The organism is Chamaesiphon sp., assembly GCF_041738855.1.
Taxonomy (GTDB): domain Bacteria; phylum Cyanobacteriota; class Cyanobacteriia; order Cyanobacteriales; family Chamaesiphonaceae; genus Chamaesiphon.
The window spans coordinates 1-22,155 of sequence record NZ_JBGSPA010000027.1; the positions used below are offsets into that span (position 1 = coordinate 1).

Sequence of the window (22,155 nt, forward strand, 5' to 3'; positions counted from 1 at the left end):
GGATGATTGTGGGTTGGTTGCAATTAATTCGGGTTCAGTTGCAGTTAATGTGGGTTTGAGTCGTCGGATAGTTGCAGTTAATGTGGGTTCAATTTTGCGATGATTGTGGGTTTGATGATTTATGATTGCGGGTCGCTACACTTAATAGCGATCGGTTATCGTTCGGGCGATTTAGAAGCCTATTTAATGGAAATCGTCCGAGGTGTCAGCCGCATCGTCAGTTCCGATTGGACGATCGTTACCATGAGTAATGGGGTGACAGGGAGAATTATGGCTAGCAGCCTTGATTTGGATCGGGATAACGCGGGATTTTCACTGCATGGCACACTCGCCGCAGATGTCATCCAATCTGGGCGATCTCTAGCGATCGCCGATTGTCGTCAAGACTTATGTTGCGATCGACTTTCTAGCAGTTATCTCAGCTATTTAGGCGTACCTCTAAGTACGACGAACGGAACCATCATTGGGACTATTTGTTCGTTCTTCCAGGTACCCCGCCTGTTCACCGACTCAGAAGTCAAAGTCGTCGAATTATTTGCCGAACGAGCAGCTACCGCGATCGAAAATTACCTGCTCTATCAGCAGCAACAGCAATTTAATGAGATCCTATCCCAAGAAGTAGCTGCCCGCACGATCGAGCTACAACTTGCCCAAGAACAACTGATCGAGCGTGAGAGATTGGCTGCTATTGGTGAATTTACCGCGACGATCGTTCATGAGGTGCGAAATCCACTGACGACGATCGAGATGGGATTGAGATACGCCCACAAAGTTTTAGATACCGACGCAGATCGGCAGCGTCTAGACTTGGCATTGAGCGAATCTCATCGTCTCAAACATCTGTTGCAGGAAATTCTCTCTTATGCTAAACCTCAAGTATTGCAACTCACGAGATTTCAAATCGGCGAATTTATTAAGGATTTTTTGTTACAGGTTCGAGATTTACCAGAAGCTCTCGATCGCCAGATCGATTATGTCAGCATGTGTCCAGAGATCGAAGTGATGGCAGATATCGATAAGTTAAAACAAGTCTTTCTGAATCTATTTCGGAATGCCTGTGAAGCGATCGAACCCAATGAGACTGTCAGTTGTCGGATCTTACCGCAACCCGATTCCGATCGAGTTTGCATCCAAATTCACAATGGTGGCAATCCCATTCCGCTAGCGTCATTGCATCTTTTGACTACACCATTCTACTCGACAAAACCTGCTGGCACTGGATTGGGTCTGGCAATTTCCCAGCGGATTATCGTCGCTCATGGTGGAGAATTGACGATCGTGTCTGCTGATTCGGGTACTACCGTCAATGTTCTATTACCCATCTTCTCAGCCTAAGCACCGACATATTTACCATCGCAATTATGTCGGTAAAACGATCGAAAACTCCGCACCTTCACCCAACTTCGAGCGCACCGAAATACTCCCACCCATCCCCTCAACCAACGTCTTGACGATCGCCAAACCCAACCCATGTCCGTCACTAGCGACTTGAATCCCCGCTTGTGGCAAGCGAGTTCGTGCTTCATCTACCCGATAAAAGCGTTCAAAAATCCGACTCTGATCCTGAAGCGGAATCCCCACACCCCGATCGATTACCCGAATCATTGCCTGTCCGTCGAAGCGATCGATACTCAAGATAATCGGTGTATCGGGGGCTGAGTACTTCACCGCATTATCGATTAAATTAATTAATACCTGTTGAAGCCTGTCCCGATCGGCAATGGCTTCGATACTAGCTGTAGCCTCAACGCGGATCGCTCGGTCGCTATACTTCTCCGTCATCTGGGCGATTTCTGCGACGACATCATTGAGCGATAACCGTTCGAGATGGTAGTGGGCATATCCACTATCAGCTCGCGCCAAATTCAATAAATCCTGAAGCAGTCGCACCGTGCGCTCGGCTTCTGATGCCGCTGTCGAGAGGGCTTCTTGCTGGTAATCATTGAGATTGGTACTGCGGCGGAGAACGCTTTGTAAATAGCCCACAACCACCGTTAATGGCGTGCGTAACTCATGGGAGACATTGCCGACAAACTGACGCTGATTTTCCCAAGCATCTGCCAGTCGTGCCAGCATCATATTAAAAGTTTGCGCCAGTTCCTTGACTTCACTTGGAGCCTGAGTGAGTTGCAACTGGGCTTTGTTCAAATCTGCTGCCGAGATTGCGCCAGCAATCTGGCTCATTTCTTGTAACGGTTGGAGCGATTGGCGAATCCGCAAGGCGATCGCGATCGTTGTCAAGACTAGAGAGAGAATGCACACAGCCGCCAAACCTTGGATGGCAGACATCAGTTGGGATTGCTCCTGCGTGACATCCTGCGCCATGTACACCTTGCCCAGGGAGTTACCTCGCACCGTTACCCCACCCCGATATAAGATTAGAAATCGATCGCCTACTGGGTAAACTTGCGGTTTGAGGGGCATATCAGCGATCGACATCAACTCGGTACTTACCCCGCCCGATTGGGCTAAAATTTTCTTACCATCGGAACTTTTGATCCAAATTGCCAAACCAGGAACGGAGACACTCTCGATCGTCTTTTGCAACCCCGTGGCTACTGGTAACATCTCACTATATAGCTGCACATCGCGAGGGAACCGATTAGCAATATACTCCACCTGTTGAGTATGCGTGGTTATCAAAAGCTGTTGCATTTTCCAACTCGTCCATACCGCCACACCGCTCAAGCCGAGAATTGACAGTAGCGAGATTTCGACAGTCAGCCGAAATTGGAGCGAGGCTGGGTCGAAATGTCGCTGTTTAACTGTACGGAGATTAGCGATAAACTTGTCGATCGGTGGCATGAGAAAACCTGGGGGTGCAGTTGATTCGATCTAATTTAAGTGTCACAGTTTCTAACTGTAGTCATAAGACCCAATCTAACAACTTCAACAGCGATACTAGTTGTGGATCGGGAAATACAGTGTCATAGACGCAGGTAATTCGCTCTACTGTTACCAGTATTACGCTTAGATCCCAGCCCTAAATGATTTAAGGTTAAACATTAGCTGAGAAATTCACTAGATTACTCGATCGATCGCTCATCATTTTCTCATGGAAAACTCAGTTTGTTAGGATAGAATCGAGATCGATCTTTCGTCTAGCGTTGATTCGATGTCGTTATTGTTCGCACTCATCACGCCTTCTGGTTCCCGACGAATGTATAAATTCGCCCACCGCATCCCCGGACAAGTCTATCTCTGGTTAGCTGTCCCGATTTTTGGGGCTTCTAGTGCCCTGACGCGCAAAATTACCGAAATCGGGGCGATGAATTTTGTCGGCGGGCATAATCCGATTTCGCTGTGCAACGTGTTGTTTGTGGGCAATCTCTGTGCGCTGTTAGTATTAGTCGCCATCCATCGATCGCAATGGAATCGCGTTACTTTAAACCGCATCTCGCGGCGAGAATGGGTGAGTTTGGTTGTAGTTGCCATCTTAGCTGGCGCATTGGCTCCAGGATTAATTTTTCAAGCACTAGCCTGGACTCCAGTGACTAATGTAGTATTGCTCGGTCGATTGGAACCGCCCTTAACCTTGGCGTTATCGATCTGGCTGTTGCGCGAACGAGTCGATAAATGGGAATTTGTCGGTGCGATTGTGGCATTTATCGGGGTGGCATTGACAATTGTACTGCAACCCGCACGGGTGAACATGATGCCGATTATGGGATTTTCAATGTGGTGGGGGGAATTGCTGACAGTTCTAGGTGCGATCGCTTTAGCCATTGCCACGATCGTCGGCAAACAGCGGCTTGCGAGAGTGCCATTAGGCATCTACAACACCGTGCGGACGGGATTGGGCACAATCGTCTTTTTCTGCGTTGCCTTGGGTTTATACGGTCGCTATCATTTTACCGATGTCCTGTCACCATTTCTCTGGCAATGGATGCTATTATACGGCACGATTATTGTCGTCGTGGGACAATCTTTTTGGACTGCTGGTTTGCGCGCCTCATCGGTGGCGACAGCCTCGATCGTGGGTTCGTTTACACCGATCTTCGGGATTTTAGCCGCCTATTTAATATTGGGCGAAGTCCCCACTCGCGCTCAATATATCGGCGGTAGTGTCATTTTATTGGGTGTATTTTTGAGTCAGGTGGGGATTAAAAAACGAGCTGATTCTCGGCAACGAGTCGGTGCTGTGGATCTCGAACAATCGATTGAATCCAGAATGGGATTTAAAGGAATTTAGCAAGCACCATGATTGATTTTCCTGGCTACCAAGCGATTGAGAAGTTCTACGAAAGTTCCAGATCGATGCTGTACCGAGCGCGACGCAGTAACGATCTCGTGCCTGTCATCCTCAAAATATCGAATCGAGATTCTCGATCGCCCGCAGATATCGACAGGTTTCAGTTGGAATACGACATTTTGCGAAGCTTAAATATTGAAGGTGTAGTTACAACTTATGGTTTAGAAACTTATCGAGAAAATTCTGTTATCGTTCTCGAAGATTTTGGTGGAAAATCTCTCCAAATGTGGCTGAGCGATCGCACATTCAATCTAGGAGAATTTCTAGATTTAGCAATTAGGCTAACATCAATTTTAGGCGAAATTCATCAACACAACATTATTCACAAGGATATTAATCCATCTAATATCGTCTTCAATCCCACCACGGGACAGGTAAAGATTGTCGATTTTGGACTCGCCACCATCCGATCGCCAGAAAATGCTGTAGTTCGCGATCCCAATTTGCTCGAAGGTACTCTAGCTTACATTTCCCCAGAACAGACAGGGAGAATGAATCGATCGATCGATTATCGAACTGACTTCTATTCATTAGGGGTGACATTTTATCGATTGTTATGCGCTCGTCTCCCATTTGAGACGACAGATCCGCTAGAACTAGTTCACTCTCATCTTGCCAGACAACCAATCCCGCCTCATGAAATAGATCCCACAATTCCCTGCCCGCTATCCGATCTAGTGATGAAGCTGATGGCAAAAAATCCTGAAGATCGCCATCAAACTACCCAGGAAATTCACACAGATCTGCAAGCATGTCTGGAGCGACTTGTCGATCGAACTGAGAGTCTCAATGAAAAAATCAATAAACTCGAACCAACCTCAATTGTTACTACTAGTTATCTTGCTTCTACCACTAGTACTACCGGAGCGGCTGCACTGGATCTAGCAGCTTTAATGAAAGCATCCCAAGCACTTGCTGGGGAAATCGTACTGGATAAATTGTTAGCTAAATTGATGACAATCGCGATCAAAAACTCCGGTGCACAACGCGGATGTTTGCTCCTAGATAATAATGGCGAACTAGCAATCGCCGCAATGGTAGAACCCGATCGCGTTTCGATTTTGCTAGGCATTCCCATCGACATTACAGATCGCCGAAATATGTTTTCAAGCGAGATTGTCAATTATGTGGCAACTACCCAAGAAAGTATCGTCCTCGATCTCGCCACCGCAGACGATCGCTTTTACCGAGATAATTATATTATCGATCGTCAACCAAAATCGATTCTATGTACGCCATTAATTTATCAAACTAAGCGAGCGGGAATTCTGTATTTAGAAAATAATTTAACTGCTGAAGCTTTTACCCCTCAGCGATTAGAAATAATCCAGTTTCTGTCCGTTCAAGCAGCAATTTCTCTCGATAATGCCCAACTCTATAATCAACTAGAATTGCGCGTGCAGCAACGCACGATTGGGCAAAGCCCACGCTTCGCGAACGAATTAACCCAGACAAACGATAGACTCCAAGCCGAAATTTTAGAACGCCAAAAATCCGAACAAATCCTCAGATCGATCGTCGCTGGCACGGTTTCCGCCACTGGTGTAGACTTCTTTCGATCGCTCGTTCGCTCCCTCGCAGATGCGCTCGACGTTCGTTATGCCTTCATCAGCGAGTGCATGGATGCGCCACCCACTCGCGTGCGGAGTTTTGCCTTTTGGCAGGGCAATGAATTTGGTAACGAGTTCGAGTACGATCTGTACGGTACGCCCTGCGAAAGGATTATTGGCAGTAATAGCTATCAGTGTTTCCCCGCCCAGATTCAAGCTTTGTTTCCCGCAGAAAAAGCTGAATTCGAGGAAATGGAAGCACAGAGTTATGCTGGCATTCCATTATTGACTTCGACAGGCGAACTGTTGGGACATCTGGCGGTACTAGATGACAAAGAAATGGCATCTAACGATCGCAATCAGGCAATTCTAGAGATTTTTGCAGCACGGGCGGCGGCGGAGATGGAACGTCTGCAAGTCGAAGATGCCCTACGAGTTTCGGAAACCAAGTTCTCGACAGCGTTTCGCTCCTCTCCAGATGCGATCGCCATTAGTACTCTCGACAATGGGACTTACCTCGAAATCAACGATCGTTGCTTGCAGATGCTGGGATATCGCCGCGAAGAAATGCTCGGACGCAGTACGCTAGAACTTGGCGTGTGGGCGAATCCAGCCGATCGAATCGCGATCGCTCAACAACTACAGCAGCAAGGCACAGTCAGCAATCTAGAGATCTGGTTTCGCCGTAAATCGGGGGAGATTTTTCCCACGTTGTTTTCTGCCGAAGCAATCTATCTAGAGGATGAACCCTGTCTATTAGCGGTAGCGGCTGATATAACCCTGCTCAAACAAGCCGAAAAAGCTTTAGCCAGACTAGCCGAAATTGGCGAACTAGCCGCCACGATCGTCCATGAGGTACGAAATCCCCTCACCACAATTTTGATGGGCTTAAATGCCTTCAAAAAGCTACAACTTGCCGATCGATTTCAAGAGTATCTAAACCTATCTTTAGACGAAGCCGATCGACTGCAACGCTTATTGAGTCAGATTTTGCTCTATTCCAAACCCCAAACACTCGATCGATCTCGACTGGAACTAAATAGCTTCATTTTAGAGACGTTAAATACCTTGCAAACTATCCCTATGGCTTCGGGAAAACAGCTAGAATTTGTTCCTATCGAGCCGATTTATGTGTCGGTCGATCGAGATAAGTTCAAGCAGGTTATCGTTAATTTAATAACTAATGCTTGCGAAGCGATCGATATCGGCGAGATCATTACTACAAAACTAGATCGAACCAAAGATCGGCGCGTTTGTCTGCAAATTCATAATGGCGGTACGCCAATTCCTGCTGATATTTTGCCACGATTGACACAGCCTTTTTTCACAACTAAAGCCAGTGGTACGGGATTGGGTTTAGCGATCGTCAAACGCATTGTCGAAGCTCACGATGGTGAGTTTCGGATTGAGTCTGGGGATGAGATTGGATCGATCGTTACAGTCAAACTGCCAATAATGTTGTCCTAGAAATATCCGATCGTACCTCTAGGCAGATTGTTGCTGCTCGTGCCCGTTGTTACTGTGACAGTTATATATTAACTGTGGGCAGTGCTCCCTACATTTTTACTACTTCTTAATCAACAGGATACAGAGCCTCTTGCAATTGCAGTTCAGAATACTTTTTCAAGCCTTCGAGATCCTTAATTTGAAGAGCGCGAGTCCATTTAATGATACCGAGCAGCTTTGCAGGCACATGAAAAGGTTTCTGGTAAGTATTAACAAAGTTTAACGTGACTTCTGTCTGGTTTTCGGAAGTAGAATGTAGGTCAAAGTCAAGATATGGCGTGTGTTGAAGTGGTCCACTATTTACTAGAGTTAGAGCGACTTTTTGGTTTGGTTCGAGGGCAAGAATTTCCTGGTGTCCAAAACGCTTACCCTGATTGAAGAAAACGGTACGGGCACCAACATTCCCATCGATATTCTCAAGGGAGCAGGTTGAGCCAGTAGCTTCAGGCCAAGCTGACCATAGCATCAGTCGCTCTTGCAGTCGAATATTGTCATACACCTCCCTAATAGGAGCATTAATGACGATTTTCTCTGAATAGCGGACAACATTGGGCAGAAAAATTGCCAATGCAAGAACTAGACCCACAAGTAATAACAGTCCGAGTAAAACAGGTGTCATTTTTTCCTCCATTCAGTATTGATGGTGACGATTTACTTATACAGATTGTCCGTAATCTATTATAATTAGACGGTAAAGTATCTTGATTGTCAAGGATAATATTTTGAATGACAGTGAAACCCTTAAAGCTCTGATCCTGGCAAGCAGGAGAATCCATGGGGCAATCGATGCGATTGATTATGCCATCTCCGAACACCTTGGCATACATCGTAACGACCTGCGTGCCCTCAATCTTCTGGAAAATGGTCCACTTTCCCCACGAATCATCGGGGAAAGTATCGGTCTTACCAGCGGATCTGTTACCGCACTTATCGACCGACTGGAGAAAGCCGATTTTGTGACGCGCAGACCTTCAAAAACCGATCGACGCTCGATTGAGATTGGGATCGCGCAGCACCGCTACGCAGAGATTGCGTCGCTGTATCGTCAATGTGCCGATAGTCTGATGCGTAAATTTGGCGACCAGAAAGATAGCCAGCTCAAAGCGTCGGCAGAAGTGTTGTCAGACTTTGCAGCAGCGATGGAGCAAGTTTCGGCAACATTGACAGTCTAACGTCACTCACCGCTCAACCTCTTGTATGGCAAGCATTTCAGTCTGGTCAAGCCAGTAGGGTGGGCATTGCCCACAGACCATTTTCGATTGAATAATATAAATATTTTGGTTTGTTAATATCGATGGATTAGTGAAAAGATTGTTCGACCGCATGACGTACAGTAGGTAATCGAATCAAACATTTCAAAGTCTTTTTGCTTTGGTTGCATACTACGTATAGTGCAAAATTGAGTTTATCGATCGTCAAACGGATTGTTGAAGCTTACGATGGGGAGTTTACGATCGAGTCGGGGGAGGAGATTGGATCGATCGTCACAGTTCAACTACCAAAGATGTTGTCTTAGAAATACCTCGGATCGTATCTCTCGATTTTCATCTATCTCAACTCTAATTTAGAGCATATTATGTATGGCATCAGACTCGAACTTTGTTGAATACGTCTGCGATTGTCTCAATGGAGCGGGGCAAGTCTCATTCAAAAAAATGTTTGGTGAATATGCGATCTACTGCGATGGGAAAGTTGTCGCGCTGGTTTGCGATAACCAACTATTTGTCAAGCCGACTGCTGCTGGTCGAGCGGCGATGCTCCAAGGGAGCTGCGATGCGATCGATAGTATCGTAGAAGCACCCCCATATTCAGGTGCGAAACCATACTTCCTCATTGGCGAACAACTAGACAATCGAGAGTGGCTGTCAAATCTGATTCGATTAACAGCAAACGAGCTTCCGCTTCCGAAACCAAAGAAACCAAAATCTAAAAAAGAAAAAATATGAAATTTGGCTACACCATTGTCTACGTTTCCTCAGTTGCCGATGCACTAACCTTTTACAAGGAGGCATTTGGCTTTGAAACGCGCTTTTTACATGAGTCTGGTCAGTATGGTGAGTTAAACACTGGCGAAACAGTGCTGGCTTTTGCCTCACATGCTATGGGTGAAATGAATCTTGACGGACGCTATCAAAAATCCGATCTCAATGCTCCGCCTTTGGGAGTTGAATTGGCATTCGTCACCGATGACGTAGCCTCATCCTATGCCAAGGCGGTGGCCGCTGGTGCGATTTCCGTCAAGGAGCCGACCGCAAAGCCTTGGGGTCAGGTGGTTGCATACGTTCGGGCGATCGAAGGCTCGTTAATCGAACTCTGCTCCCCGATCGGCAGTTAACAGCCCCACTATATTAGTGGTAGTAAAGCATTAATATGTCGCCGCACCAAGTATTGTTGCTGCTCTGCCGAGAACTGTTCGGGGCAGATGACAACTCCAGTACCAATACCATCCACTAGGGCGATTAGTGCATTGGCTTCGGTGGTTAGATCGAGATCGGCTCGGATCGAATTGGCTGTCTGTAAGTCAGCTAATTCTTGATAAATAATCTGCCGTAAGCAGTCATAACGTTTTCGATGTTCCCGAACTAGTTGTTCGCGCCCGATCGAATAACCCAAAAACGCCATCCAAACTTTCCAATCGTCTCTGTCAATTTCCTTCAGCGGTAGAGCGACAAAAATCATCTGCTCTAGCCTGTCAATCCCTTGCCGTCCTTTGGCACACGCTTTCATGTCGTCTACGACGTTTTCAAACACGCATTCTAAGGCAAATAGGATTAGTTCTTCTTTATCTCGAAAGTAGTGGGTGATTACCCCTGTCGAAGAGCCAAGTTCTTGAGCGATCGCCCGCATACTGGTACGATCCAATCCTTCTCGGACGATCGTCCGCCATGCCGCTCGCACAACTTCAATCCGGCGTTCGCGTAGCGTCCTCGAAGAGGAATCGTCATAACTCATAACTCTCCTTGGCTTACCGCAATATCAAACAATCTTGACATTCTATCACAACAGTTGTTATGCTCCTCGAAAGGATAACAACTGTTGTGATTTTACCTGCAACGGTTGACCTACTTTACACCCAAATGGAGTCCACGATGATTCGACCGATCTCTCCTGATGAAACAACCGCAGCGATCGCTTTGGCTGAGGCAACTGGTCTTTTCCAGCCCCACGAGAGCTTGGCACTCGCCCAAATGCTATCCGAGCACTTCGACGGTAAAACCGACAGCCAAGACCTATGGCTTACCGATGATGATGACGGGCTTGTCGGGATTGCGTATGTCGCACCAGAGCGAATGACCGAGGGGACGTGGAATCTATATCTGATTGGTATCCATCCCGATCGTCAGCGGCAAGGGCGCGGTGCGGCACTGTTAGCGCATATCGAACAGATGTTGGCGGAGCGCGGCGTGCGCGTGCTGCTGGTGGAAACATCGGGAACGGAAAGCTTCGAGTACGTTCGAGCATTTTATCGCCACAGTGGTTACGACGAGGAAGCACGAATTCGTGAATTCTATGCAGCAGGCGTTGACAAAATCGTTTTCCGTAAAGCCCTAATCGCCTCAATGAAATAATTTTGCGGATACAACTAGCTTAGGTTTAGTGTTGACAGAGCCGCGCCGCGAGGTAATCGTCAAACGGATTGTGGAGGCTCGTGATGGGCAGCTTAGAATTGAGTCGGGAGAGGAGATTGGATCGATCGTTACAGTGCGACTGCCAACAATGTTGTCTTAGAAATATCTCGAATACTATGGAACTCTTGGAGATCGCTGGCGATTCGGCAGAATCGAGAACTCGCTCCCCACAGAAAGAGAAGACTTCTAGAGCTTGTCTGCAATGTGCTGAGCAGCCTCTGCCGAAGTTCTCACTGGAATGATTTCAAAATGACCGAGATCGCTCCAAGCTTCGATCCAAATCTCAAACAAGGCTTGGTCATCTGTTCGCATGAGTTGAAAGCACCGAAAATAGTCTAAATCTACCCAACTGTTTACGTACTCAAGGCCAGGTGGCAACTGACGACCATAATCGCGGGCACGACGGTAAATATCAACAGCCGCTCCTGCATTGAAATATTCGATGACCATATAAAGCATTGATTTTGGGTGTATGGGCAGAATAAATTCAGTCTAAACACCCTAGAGATTAGTCGATCGAATTTGACACTATTTGTAACGAGCGTTAGAGCGTTAATCCATTGACGATTCGGCAGAGCCGACGCTGCTTGGTGAAACGCACGCCGAGGTTCCCTCGGCGCGATTTCATCCGCTACGCGATCGAGAGTGGATGTCGAATCTGATTCGATCGACAGCAAACGAGCTTCCGGCTCCCAAACAAAAGAAACTGAAATCAAACAAGAAAAACATCTGAAATTTAGCTACACGATCGTCCATATCTCATCAGTCGCCGCTACACTCAACTCTTTTATGAGAAATTGCTGAGATTTAGCTGAATAGATTTTCAGGAGAAATTCACGAAATTAATAGTCTAAGTTTAGAGAGATTTCAGCACTGCCTGCGATGATTTATTTTAGTGAGCCAATTGGGTTCGCCAGAAACATCTTTTACCAGGTAATAAATTCATGAAATTAGCTACTTTACTTACAGGTATCGCGCTCGTCGGGTTGGTTTCAGTTGGTAACGTGCCACTGGGTAGCCTTCATCCATCGTTGGCGTAGCCTACCGTAGGTAATCGGCACGATCGCGACTGCTGCTGAAGGCCCTTCCGTATCGGAAAAAATTGCCCTAGTTACTAAAAATAAAGGTCAGATCGGCGGTGGCGACCAACTGCGACGGTTCTTCTATGGTGACTTGGAACCGCTTGGAGTTCAGCCTGGTGGCGCAGGGATGGTAGTCAGTTTGTATAACAAAGCTAATAATATCACCTTCTCTTATTGTGCTACTTATGATGTGGTAGTTGCTGTCAAAAAAGGCAGAATAGTTACATTTCCAGCGAGTGAAGTTAAATAATAAGATGTTCGATCGGTGAGGAGATGGTAAAGAGAACGGGCTGGATATTGACCATTTCCTCTGACTTTTCACCGATCTATAGATAATTAATTAATAAACCCCAAACAGGAGGTGAAAGACAAAATAAATGACCGCACATATCCTATTAATTGAAGATGAAATTAGACTCGCCCGATTTATCGAATTAGAATTGGAGAGCGAGGGCTATCGCGTCAGCGTGGTGCATGACGGTATGTTGGGACTAAATTTGGTGCGGGATTTCGAGCCAGATTTAGCAATTTTGGATTGGATGTTACCTGGTTTAACCGGAATAGAAATCTGTCAGCGATGGCGATCTACTGGAATTCTAATCCCAGTAATTTTATTGACGGCTAGAGATGAAGCCGGAGATCGATCCACAGGTTTAGCTGTCGGAGCAGATGACTATATGGTCAAGCCTTTTAGTATGGAAGAGTTGTTAGCCAAAATTAGGTTGCATCTCCAGCGCACACAGAAAACGGATGCAGATTTTCGATCGACAAAAGTTGAAGTTTAAACTTAAATTAGCTCTAAACCTATCGATCTCTCCTTGTGGACGATCGATTATTTACCCGCAGGATCGAAATACTCTCGCCAATAGCTAATCCGACCGTTTTCAACCTCAATGACGATCGCATCATCCGACCGATTGCGTTTGCCTGTAGCCTTTGCCGTGTCCTCATAATGCCATTCCACCGCTGCTAAATTGCGATCGATAATTATGCGGTGAATGCTAATACTCACATCGGTATAATCTCGTGCAAACTTGGCAATTTCCGACCGAATTCTATCCCGTCCCTGCCATCTTTGACCGGGGACGATGAGTATGCCATCTTCTGTAAATAACTGAGCCAGAGCATCGGCATCGCGATCGATCCAGGCAGTTCGAGCCAGCTCGATCGTCGAGCGAATATCTTGTGATAGAGAACTATTTTGACTTGCAGCTAAACTCATACCAGACATCAAACTAACAAGGAGCATCCCGATCGACAACCATCGGCATAGATACCAAATTACAGTCTCGTTCACAATTTATTCTAGCAAATAACAGATCCGTAAGTACAAGAGAGTGATGCTAGAAATTATTGTCACCATTACGATAATAAACTCACAACCTGAGTTTTTGATGAGAAACAGATTAAAAATCGATCGGGATAATCAAGCGAGTTTCTCAGCCAATTTTTAGACCAAAATCATTCACATTCCAGACTCTCAAGCAATACTAATAGCAGAGTTATAGAAGTCGCTAAGGCAATTATCTTAGTCCGCGTGGCGGACTTTGCATCACTAGCGACGATTTCCATCGTTGTCTTGTCCTGTACCTCTACTTTAATCATGTACCAGAAATCCAAGCCAACACTGATCGTAGGAGGTGGTTTTGTAGGGTTATTCACTGCCCTGCATCTGAGTCACCAGAAATACCAGCAACCAATTGTCCTCATCGAACCCAGAGATCGCTTTAGTTTCAAACCCCTCCTTTACGAACTCCTCAGTGGCGAACTCCAAGCTAAACAAGTTCATCCCCGCTATACCGACTTGCTAGCCGGATCGGGAGTGACGATCGTCCAAGACACGGCGGTAGAAATCGATCTTCACCACCAGCGGGTGGTACTGGCTTCTGGACGAGATTACGATTACGATCGCCTCGTGCTGGCATTGGGTAGCCAGACCAAATACTTTAACACTCCAGGGGCGACAGAATATGCACTCCCGATGACATCTGGAGCCGAAGCCATCGCCTTACGCGATCGGTTGCAAGCACGACTGCGGCAAGCAATTCAGACCCCAGATCCCCAGCAACGTTGCCCGTTACTGACCGTGGCAATTATTGGCGCGGGGCCATCTGGAATCGAATTAGCCTGTACTCTAGGCGATCTTTTGCCCCTCTGGTATGAAGATCTGGGTGGCGATATCGACGAAGTGCGGGTAATACTGATTAACCGCAGTGGTGAATTGCTCAAAGGCGATATCAATAGCAGATTGCGATCGACCGCAGCGCGATCGCTCAAACAGCGAGGAGTGCAAATGCTATTCGATACATCAGTCACCGCCATTTACCCTGATGCGATCAGATGCACAAAGGGCGATCGTACCTTTTCCCTCAAAGCTGGCACCATTGCCTGGACAGCCGGAACTGCGCCCCATCCATTACTACAGGAATTGGCGATTAATGAGCCAGAACATCGCGATCGTCAGGGACGGTTATTAGTAACCCCAACCTTGCAACTACCAGGTTTTCCAGAAGTATTTGCGGCTGGAGATTGCGCTACCAACCATGCCGACCCTCAACCGCCAACCGCTCAAGTCGCCTATCAGCAAGGTAAAGCGATCGCCCAAAACCTCCAAGCACTTGTGGAGAATAAAACCCTGCTCCCAGCGACTGTTAATCTGCGCGGCACCTTGATGAAATTGGGGCTAAATGAGAGTGTTGCCAATCTCTTCGATAAGTTCAAGATCGAGGGTCAACCAGGACATCTCGTGCGGACGGGTACCTATCTAGAATTACTGCCCCATCTGCGCCACAACCTCAAAGTTACTGCCGATTGGCTCACCGATGAAATCTTCCAACGCCACCGCCCCGTGCGCTCCCAACGGTTGGGTCAAACCCCCTGGCTCTCTGGCATGGCGACGATCGCAGCCGGACTACTCATCGCTACTCCTCTAGTCTGGCGTGCCGCCCAACCGACTCAGTTTCAACAGCAAATGAATTCAACCGGAATGCCAGCTTTAATCGATCGGATGGCACCCACAAAGTAAAGCGTTGATTTCGATCGAATTTAGATCGAAAAGATTACCCCGCTCCCCGCTCCCTGTCTTGACTGAAACACATGCGGAGGGAACCTCCGCGTGATTTCAGTCGCAACTCCCAACTCCCAACCTAATCGCCATGAAAACCATCTACAACCTCAATACCGCCGTCGCCGTCAATCGCATCACACTAGGCGTTTTCTTCTTCATCTCCGGTATTTCCAACTACATCAACTTCAACGTCAAAGATGGCTTCTATCAGACCGTACTCACCCAAAAACTCCAATTATGGGGGCCTTTTCCTGCTGGCTGGCAGGGGATTGGCCCATTACCTGGAATTATTGCCGTTCCCTACGCTTGGTTATTACCATTAGCCGAAATTCTGTTAGGAGCTTTGTTTGCGATGAATTTCTGGATCGAGTGGACGGGTTTATTGCTGATATTGCTGACCTTTAGCATTATCTTGGCATTTGGGGTCATTCCTGCGGGTACTCTGTTTCCCAATGCAGCGGAAAGCTTTAACAAGAATATCTTTTTTATGACACTAACCTGGATCTGTATTGCTTACGATCGCTATGCCAAGAAAATGAGTCAACGTCGAGCGCGTTCGGCTGAATACGAGCTGGGCAATGCTGATGACGAACTCTAATCGTTGGCGTTCGCGAAGCGTCTCGAAGAGAAGCCTGCCATCGGCAATCGATTTCATCCTGTCTCTGTGGCTTCCTAACTCGGAGGCAGGGATGTATTTAAACAAAGTCCCAACAGTTATTTCGGCAAAACTCGATCGCCAAAACGATCGCCATCAGCTTATTTATTTGGATTTATCATGACTATTGCCAATCGTGAAGGTGCTGATTCCTCCTCCACACCTGCAATCGAGACGATCGAGATCGGCCAAAATTCCCTCAATCGAATTGCCGCGAAAGTGCCCACTACTACCATCACCTCAGCCGCAATGACCGATGCGGTACGCATGCTGATTTTGGGCGTAGATGAAAATCCGGATCGTGAAGGACTGCTCAAAACTCCCCACCGCGTGGCTGAGGCAATGCGCTTCCTCACTAGTGGCTATCATCAATCGTTAGAAGAACTTATCAACGGGGCAATTTTCGACGAAGGGCACAATGAAATGGTGTTAGTGCGGGACATCGATTTATTTAGTTTGTGCGAGCATCACATGTTGCCATTTGTCGGTCGAGCGCATATTGCTTATATTCCCGATCGTAAAGTTGTCGGCTTGAGCAAACTCGCGCGGATTGTGGAAATGTACGCACGTCGCTTGCAGGTACAAGAACGATTGACTCGTCAAATTGCGGATGCCATTCAAGCTATTCTGGCACCGCAAGGGGTAGCGGTGGTCATCGAAGCAACTCACATGTGTATGTCGATGCGTGGGGTGCAAAAGTCCGGTGCTTGGACGGTTACGAGTGCAATGGTCGGTGTTTTTCAATCAGACCAAAAAACTCGCGAAGAATTTCTCTCTTTGATTCGTCACAAACCAGCCTTCTGGTAGGAAATTAGGTTGGCTACAAGTTGAGATCGCGACATTGTTAGCGGAGTTAGGATTTTGGCTTTCGGCTTACCGATTCAGGGCGATATTTTGTGATGATGTATGCGCTCAAACGATCCGATTTCCCAAAGGAACGCTACGCGAACGAACAATCTATACATATTTAGATAGGCGGTCTATTATCTATGGGAAGATCGTTGAAGATGATTCTTCCCCTGCCACAATGCCAGTAGATCGACCGCTCCAGATTGATGCTCTTCACACCAACAGCTTCAACCCATTACTGCCCAAACCACTGATTCTCTCCAGCCAGCTAGCGGGGTGGGATCGTCTGCATCTAATTTATCATCGGCAATCTCCTTATTCGATTCCAGAAACCGTTCCCGCTCAACATACGATTAATATCTACACTACTCCCGTACTCGCGCAAGTCAAGATCGATGGTCGTTGGCAACAAAGATCGGGTATGGTTGGCGATATCGGTATTTTCCCAGCTCAACAAGTCGTCCCTGCTGCGGAATTTCTGCAAGAGTTAGGGATCGTTCACCTGTATCTCGATCCGGTTAGTTTGAGTGGTGCAGCATTTGAATCGATCGATCCCGATCGCATCGAACTCATCCAACACCTCCAAGTCCGCGATCCGCTGATTCAACAACTTGGGCTGTCATTAAAACAAGAGTTAGAAACTAGTACGACAGATAGCCGTTTGTATGCCGAATCGGTGGCAACCATGCTCGCCGTACACCTATTAAAGCGATATTCAGTCCGCCAACCAATTATGCCAGTACCAACTGGTGGATTATCAAACTATAGCTTGAAAACCGCGATCGCCTATATCAATGACAATCTCGATCGCCATATTTCACTCGTTGAAATTGCCGCCATTGTGAAATTAAGCCCACATTATTTTGCAACTTTATTCAAACAATCCACTGGCATCGCCCCTCACCAGTATCTAACGCAATGCCGGATCGAGAAAGCCAAGCAATATCTCGCCAAACCAAATTTATCGATCGTCCAAGTTTCCGAATTAGTGGGATTTCAAAGCCAAAGCCACTTTGCGAAGGGTTTTCGCCAGCACGCCGGTATTACTCCTAAGCTATATCAACAGACTCGATAAATGTTCGGGAGAATCCGCGATTTTTGGGAAGAAACCGCGAGACAGGCTCTCTGGATGAGTGGTAAATTCAGGGGAATTAACTAATTAGTTTCAGTAATGATAAATCCTCATGATACCAAACAAATACCAGGAGACTTTGGGCTACCAATTGTAGGACATACGCTGGAATTGATTGCCAACCAAGGATGGCAACTAGAGAAGTATTATCAAAAGTATGGTGCGGTATTTAAGCCGAAATTATTAGGAAAACCTTATGTTGTATTAGTTGGAGCCGATGCAAATCGTTTAATATTACAAGACCAGATCGATTCTGTGTCCTCTTATTTAGGATGGCAACCATTTTTAGAGCATTTATGGGGACAGCCGATGATGTTGCAAGATGGTGAAGCGCATCGCAATACGCGGCGGTTGATGGCTCCAGCTTTTCATGGTAAAGCGATCGCCAGTTACTTTGATACGATGCAGTCGATTATCCAGAATGAATTGCAGACTTGGACTCAGCCAGATCCGATTGCGCTCAAATCTCAGTTAAATCAGCTTGCCTTGAGAATCGGCGTTCGGCTATTGTTGGGAATTGAGTTGGCGAGTGACATTACCCAATTCGAGCAATGGTTCAATACGCTCGTTGAAGGTGCAGCAGCATTGTTGCGAATCGATATCCCCTTGACAACCTACGGTCGATCGCAACAGGCGAGAAGACAGTTAAACACATTTTTGACTGAAGTCGTTCGGCAAAGACAGCAGCAGGGTAATCTGACTGACGCGCAGGATGTACTGGGTTTGTTTTTAGCTTCGGTAGATGAAGTTGGGACGGCACTATCTACAGAGCAAATTTTGAATGAATTGCTGCACTTACTCAATGCCGCACACTTCACCACGGCAACTGCATTAACTTGGGCAGTGGTAGAACTCGCCGCCCGTCCTGAATGGCAGCAGATCTTGCGATCGGAACTCGATCTAGTAACACAAGATCGACCTTTGGCACTAGAGCATCTCAAACACCTGCACCAGATGAGTGCTTTTCTCAAAGAGATCGAGCGTGTCTACAATCCATCGGGAGTAGTGCTGTTTCGGAGCGTGGTGAAACCGATCGATTTTGCAGGCTACCAGATTCCGCCAGGATGGGGGGTAATTGTCGCCCAAGGGTTAACCCATCGCTTACCCAGCCTGTACACATCCCCTGAAACCTTCGATCCCGATCGGTTTCTGGCTCCGCGTGAGGAAGATAAATGTAGCGACCTGCAATACTAGTGCGATTCGTTGTAAGTGAATCACGGTCAAGTCCGTAAATAACCTTACCAAGCTGGCTACCAGACATGTAGCACTTCAAGGCTTGAACTGTCCGATTGATGAAGGTGCAAGTCCTTCCCACCAAACTCAGGTGTGAATCCTTATCTGCCCACGATGACCCGACTCGGAATTCGGGAGGTCGAAGCTGGGAACAGGGTGGAACCAGACGCTAATTGCAAGCGACACTGCTGCTAAAAGGGAGTCCCCAGGATGCAACCGAGCCTACAAAAGTAACCTAGCGGGAGGCAGAAGCAATCCTTATTCTGACCTCGCCAGAGATTAGTATCCCGCCGCGCAGTTAGTATGGCAGCGGTAAGAGTATGGGGTTCTGGCGGTTAAATTGGCTACATCTAAAGGGACATATTAATCGATTGGATGGAACGAAGAAAAACGGGTTTGAGGTCTGTAAGTGGTCGCACTTACGGTAGGTCAGACGAGTGAATTAATTCCTCAAACACGGGTAGGATGCGGCGTAATTGCCGCAAGGTATTCAGAGTAAATAAATTGAAGTAAATCATGATTAGACGCAGCCTCACCGCTAGCGAATTATGGAAGAGCTTCAAATGGAAGAAATTTCAGAAGATACTTTTCCGGTTACAAAGACGAATTTACAAAGCAGTTCAAGTTGGAGACAAGCGGAAGGTGCGGTCTTTGCAGAAACTGATTCTAAAATCCCCAGCAGCTAGATTACTAGCTATTCGGCAAGTAACGCAGTTAAATTCAGGTAAGAAAACGGCTGGTATTGATGGCAAAGCTTCCCTCACCTTTGAAGAACGCTTCGCACTAGCCAACAAGCTATCACAACATCATACTAACTGGAAACACAGAGAGTTGCGAGAAATCCCTATCCCCAAAAAGGACGGAACTACGCGTATGCTCAAAGTGCCTACAATAGCGGACAGGGCTTGGCAATGCCTCGCAAAGTACGCTCTCGAACCTGCACACGAAGCAACCTTCCATGAACGCAGCTACGGGTTTCGACCAGGACGTTCGGCGCATGATGCACAGAAAATCCTACAAATAAACCTCAAAAGCGACGCAAATGGAATAGATAAACGGGTCATAGAACTCGATATTGAAAAGTGCTTCGACCGGATTAACCACTCTGCAATCATGGACAACCTAATTGCCCCAGCAGGACTAAAACTCGGAATCTTCCGATGTCTAAAAGCTGGAACTAATATAGGATTTCCAGACCAAGGAACGCCCCAAGGCGGAGTGGTTAGTCCACTGTTAGCTAATATTGCACTCAACGGAATCGAAAGTCTACACGAGTCAAAAGACAAGTGGAGAAACATCACGAAACCATCAATCCGCTATGCAGATGACATGGTAATAATCCTGAAACCAGAAGACGATGCTGAGGCAATATTATACCGAATTAACGAATTTTTAGCAGAACGGGGGATGAAAGTCAGTGAACGGAAGACTAAACTAACTGCTACGACAGATGGATTTGATTTTCTCGGCTGGCACTTTAAAGTGCAAAACAACGGCAAGTTTTTGAGTACTCCCTCAGAGGAGAACTTTAAAACATTCCGTAAGAAGGTAAAGCACATTGTCAATAACTCGAACTATGGTGCCACAGTCAAGGCTGAGAAATTAGCCGCAGTGGTTAGAGGCTGGAGGAATTACCATAAATACTGCAAGATGGATGGGGCTAGAAACTCTCTATATTTCATCCAAAAGCGGGCATACACGGTATTCAATAAGGAAACCAAACAGAATCGTTACACCAGTAAATCATTACTGGATAAGGCATTCCCAGCGGTTCCTTACTCCGAAAACAGACATATCAATGTCAAAGGAGATAAATCTCCATATGACGGTGATATCACCTACTGGAGCGAGCGTAATAGTAAGCTCTACGACGGACACACCTCTAGAACCTTAAAACGGCAACACCATTCATGTGCATCCTGCGGACTAAAATTCGTAGGAGACCAGAGAGTACATCTACACCATTCGGATGGAAATCATGATAATTGGAAGCGAGAAAATCTAGAAGCAATTCATGAATCTTGTCACGATTATTTTCACATGGGCAAAAGAGCAATCTAAGAATATCGGGAGCTGGGTGCTGTGAAAGCAGCACGCCCAGATCTAACTGGGAGGTGCGGAATTTAATAATTCCCATCGACCCAACCATCACTCAGGACTGCAATCATCGCAATTTTGAGACCACATTAACTGCAACTATCCGGTCGCTTGAGACCGAATTAACTGCAACTGAGACCGAATTAAATGCAACCAGCCCGCAATACTAATTTTGAGACCACATTAACTGCAACTATAATTTTAGCGTCTCAAACCAAAGCTCCAACTCAAATCGGCAACCCAGCCATCAACATTTGGTCGGTTAACTCTTTCGTCCGTGTCGGGTCGAGTTGACCCCGAAACAGCAACTTAATCTCCGCTGGTTTGGCATGAAACTGTTCCGCCAAACCCCGCACATCATAACCATTTCTGGTCAGCTTTGGCTCAAGCTCATCAATCTGCTTCGACATCACCGACTCAGCAATCGCCGCAGTCACAGGCTTTTCCCCCACTTGATAAGCAGCTTCCATCGCCAACATCAAATGCTGTTGAATTTGCAATGGAGTTCTTAACCTTTCACTCAGTACTTCAATCGCCTCCATTGCCAGCACATCAGACAACTTAATCCCATCCATGACACAGGACTGAATCAGCCAAGTAATATATTCCCGTTGACTGCCAACCATCCCCTCTAACGTAAACACAATTGACCGATAGCCGATCTCCTCCATCGTCGGACGACGCAAATCGTTCTTTAATTTAGGATGTCCTGCCAGTAAGACAGTCAACGTCCCACCCCCATCATCAATCACTTCAATCAACCGTTTCAATCCCGTCAGAGTCGAGGCATGTAAATCATGCGCCTCATCGACAAATAACACCACAGGCTTCTTGCCCTTCTTAATCAAATCTCTTAATTCCCGCTCGCGCTTTTCCCCCAACGCGGGAATCTTAACCTCCTTATCATCGGTCGCTAAATCGTAAAACAGCGCAGCAATCAGCGTCGCTAAGGTAGCACGGTTCGGCTCTCTCGTAGTTACGGTTATAATTTAAACTTATTAAAGTAAGCGGAGCGAATGCGGAGATTACTTTAATAAGCAAGCTAACAGCTTTTCTCTCATGAGACTAAAACTTTTAAATCCATAACTTTGACGTAGAATCAA

20 protein-coding genes and 3 pseudogenes are annotated in these 22,155 nt (G+C 46.7%); 17 read left to right on the forward strand and 6 right to left on the reverse strand.

What is annotated here, in order from left to right; all coding sequences use genetic code 11:
• Nucleotides 1–99 precede the first annotated feature (99 nt).
• A complete protein-coding gene (locus ACEW9I_RS03495; RefSeq protein WP_373538984.1) occupies nucleotides 100–1,335 on the forward strand; it encodes an ATP-binding protein in 1,236 nt (411 codons plus the stop codon).
• A 24-nt stretch (nucleotides 1,336–1,359) separates the two neighbouring features.
• Here the strand turns inward: ACEW9I_RS03495 and ACEW9I_RS03500 are convergent, their stop codons facing one another.
• The gene (locus tag ACEW9I_RS03500; protein ID WP_373538985.1) at nucleotides 1,360–2,805 is read right to left on the reverse strand and encodes a sensor histidine kinase; all 1,446 of its coding nucleotides are present in this window, start codon (nucleotides 2,803–2,805) and stop codon (nucleotides 1,360–1,362) included.
• A gap of 355 nt (nucleotides 2,806–3,160) precedes the next feature.
• Here ACEW9I_RS03500 and ACEW9I_RS03505 point away from each other — a divergent pair, with 355 nt between their 5' ends.
• Both ACEW9I_RS03505 and ACEW9I_RS03510 read left to right on the forward strand, forming a co-directional pair.
• Complete coding sequence (locus tag ACEW9I_RS03505; RefSeq protein WP_373538986.1) at nucleotides 3,161–4,192, forward strand: DMT family transporter; 1,032 nt, start codon at nucleotides 3,161–3,163, stop codon at nucleotides 4,190–4,192.
• An 8-nt stretch (nucleotides 4,193–4,200) separates the two neighbouring features.
• Nucleotides 4,201–7,269: a GAF domain-containing protein gene (locus ACEW9I_RS03510; RefSeq protein WP_373538987.1), complete on the forward strand. Its 3,069-nt coding sequence runs from the start codon at nucleotides 4,201–4,203 to the stop codon at nucleotides 7,267–7,269.
• 106 nt (nucleotides 7,270–7,375) lie between these two features.
• On the opposite strand, the gene ACEW9I_RS03515 is transcribed toward ACEW9I_RS03510, so the two are convergent.
• Nucleotides 7,376–7,939, reverse strand: coding sequence for an SRPBCC domain-containing protein (locus ACEW9I_RS03515; RefSeq protein ID WP_373538988.1), 564 nt, complete (start codon nucleotides 7,937–7,939; stop codon nucleotides 7,376–7,378).
• Between the two features lie 70 nt (nucleotides 7,940–8,009).
• Here ACEW9I_RS03515 and ACEW9I_RS03520 point away from each other — a divergent pair, with 70 nt between their 5' ends.
• The 4 genes from ACEW9I_RS03520 to ACEW9I_RS03535 all read left to right on the forward strand — a co-directional run bounded on the left by ACEW9I_RS03520 (nucleotide 8,010) and on the right by ACEW9I_RS03535 (nucleotide 9,643).
• Nucleotides 8,010–8,480, forward strand: a complete 471-nt coding sequence (locus ACEW9I_RS03520; RefSeq protein WP_373538989.1) for a MarR family winged helix-turn-helix transcriptional regulator — start codon at nucleotides 8,010–8,012, stop codon at nucleotides 8,478–8,480.
• Between the two features lie 203 nt (nucleotides 8,481–8,683).
• On the forward strand, nucleotides 8,684–8,824 hold the full coding sequence (locus tag ACEW9I_RS03525) for a hypothetical protein (RefSeq protein ID WP_373538990.1): 141 nt from the start codon (nucleotides 8,684–8,686) through the stop codon (nucleotides 8,822–8,824).
• Between the two features lie 64 nt (nucleotides 8,825–8,888).
• On the forward strand, nucleotides 8,889–9,254 hold the full coding sequence (locus ACEW9I_RS03530) for a TfoX/Sxy family protein (RefSeq protein WP_015158395.1): 366 nt from the start codon (nucleotides 8,889–8,891) through the stop codon (nucleotides 9,252–9,254).
• Nucleotides 9,251–9,643, forward strand: coding sequence for a VOC family protein (locus ACEW9I_RS03535; RefSeq protein ID WP_373538991.1), 393 nt, complete (start codon nucleotides 9,251–9,253; stop codon nucleotides 9,641–9,643). Before ACEW9I_RS03530 ends, ACEW9I_RS03535 begins: the two co-directional genes overlap by 4 nt.
• 8 nt (nucleotides 9,644–9,651) lie before the next feature.
• On the opposite strand, the gene ACEW9I_RS03540 is transcribed toward ACEW9I_RS03535, so the two are convergent.
• Entirely contained in the window at nucleotides 9,652–10,260 is a 609-nt protein-coding gene (locus ACEW9I_RS03540) for a TetR/AcrR family transcriptional regulator (protein WP_373538992.1), read from the reverse strand.
• A gap of 137 nt (nucleotides 10,261–10,397) precedes the next feature.
• Here ACEW9I_RS03540 and ACEW9I_RS03545 point away from each other — a divergent pair, with 137 nt between their 5' ends.
• Nucleotides 10,398–10,877: a GNAT family N-acetyltransferase gene (locus ACEW9I_RS03545; RefSeq protein WP_373538993.1), complete on the forward strand. Its 480-nt coding sequence runs from the start codon at nucleotides 10,398–10,400 to the stop codon at nucleotides 10,875–10,877.
• A 246-nt stretch (nucleotides 10,878–11,123) separates the two neighbouring features.
• Here ACEW9I_RS03545 and ACEW9I_RS03550 read toward each other — a convergent pair whose 3' ends face one another.
• A complete protein-coding gene (locus tag ACEW9I_RS03550; RefSeq protein WP_373538994.1) occupies nucleotides 11,124–11,387 on the reverse strand; it encodes a DUF3303 domain-containing protein in 264 nt (87 codons plus the stop codon).
• Nucleotides 11,388–11,582: 195 nt separating this feature from the next.
• Between ACEW9I_RS03550 and ACEW9I_RS03555 the strand changes: the two genes are divergently transcribed.
• From ACEW9I_RS03555 to ACEW9I_RS03565, 3 genes and pseudogenes are all read left to right on the forward strand, one after another.
• Nucleotides 11,583–11,741 carry a hypothetical protein gene (locus ACEW9I_RS03555; protein WP_373538995.1) on the forward strand — a complete coding sequence of 53 codons (159 nt, stop codon included), beginning with the start codon at nucleotides 11,583–11,585 and terminating at the stop codon, nucleotides 11,739–11,741.
• 276 nt (nucleotides 11,742–12,017) lie between these two features.
• A pseudogene (locus ACEW9I_RS03560) lies at nucleotides 12,018–12,269 on the forward strand (hypothetical protein); the annotation flags it as partial.
• 127 nt (nucleotides 12,270–12,396) lie between these two features.
• A pseudogene (locus ACEW9I_RS03565) lies at nucleotides 12,397–12,777 on the forward strand (response regulator transcription factor); the annotation flags it as partial.
• 74 nt (nucleotides 12,778–12,851) lie between these two features.
• Here the strand turns inward: ACEW9I_RS03565 and ACEW9I_RS03570 are convergent.
• Nucleotides 12,852–13,316: a nuclear transport factor 2 family protein gene (locus ACEW9I_RS03570; RefSeq protein ID WP_373538996.1), complete on the reverse strand. Its 465-nt coding sequence runs from the start codon at nucleotides 13,314–13,316 to the stop codon at nucleotides 12,852–12,854.
• A 306-nt stretch (nucleotides 13,317–13,622) separates the two neighbouring features.
• Here ACEW9I_RS03570 and ACEW9I_RS03575 point away from each other — a divergent pair, with 306 nt between their 5' ends.
• From ACEW9I_RS03575 to ACEW9I_RS03600, 6 genes are all read left to right on the forward strand, one after another.
• Nucleotides 13,623–15,044, forward strand: coding sequence for an NAD(P)/FAD-dependent oxidoreductase (locus ACEW9I_RS03575; RefSeq protein ID WP_373538997.1), 1,422 nt, complete (start codon nucleotides 13,623–13,625; stop codon nucleotides 15,042–15,044).
• A gap of 130 nt (nucleotides 15,045–15,174) precedes the next feature.
• Nucleotides 15,175–15,684 (forward strand): MauE/DoxX family redox-associated membrane protein, encoded by a 510-nt coding sequence (locus tag ACEW9I_RS03580; RefSeq protein WP_373538998.1) that lies wholly within the window; start codon nucleotides 15,175–15,177, stop codon nucleotides 15,682–15,684.
• Between the two features lie 177 nt (nucleotides 15,685–15,861).
• The gene (gene folE, locus ACEW9I_RS03585; protein ID WP_373538999.1) at nucleotides 15,862–16,548 is read left to right on the forward strand and encodes a GTP cyclohydrolase I FolE; all 687 of its coding nucleotides are present in this window, start codon (nucleotides 15,862–15,864) and stop codon (nucleotides 16,546–16,548) included.
• Between the two features lie 34 nt (nucleotides 16,549–16,582).
• Nucleotides 16,583–17,665 (forward strand): helix-turn-helix transcriptional regulator, encoded by a 1,083-nt coding sequence (locus ACEW9I_RS03590; RefSeq protein ID WP_373539000.1) that lies wholly within the window; start codon nucleotides 16,583–16,585, stop codon nucleotides 17,663–17,665.
• A 96-nt stretch (nucleotides 17,666–17,761) separates the two neighbouring features.
• Nucleotides 17,762–18,916, forward strand: a complete 1,155-nt coding sequence (locus ACEW9I_RS03595) for a cytochrome P450 (protein WP_373539001.1) — start codon at nucleotides 17,762–17,764, stop codon at nucleotides 18,914–18,916.
• A gap of 555 nt (nucleotides 18,917–19,471) precedes the next feature.
• Nucleotides 19,472–21,016, forward strand: a complete 1,545-nt coding sequence (locus tag ACEW9I_RS03600; RefSeq protein ID WP_373539002.1) for a group II intron reverse transcriptase/maturase — start codon at nucleotides 19,472–19,474, stop codon at nucleotides 21,014–21,016.
• Between the two features lie 263 nt (nucleotides 21,017–21,279).
• Here ACEW9I_RS03600 and ACEW9I_RS03605 read toward each other — a convergent pair.
• Nucleotides 21,280–22,020, reverse strand: a pseudogene (locus ACEW9I_RS03605) (AAA family ATPase); the annotation flags it as partial.
• Between the last annotated feature and the right edge of the window lie 135 nt (nucleotides 22,021–22,155).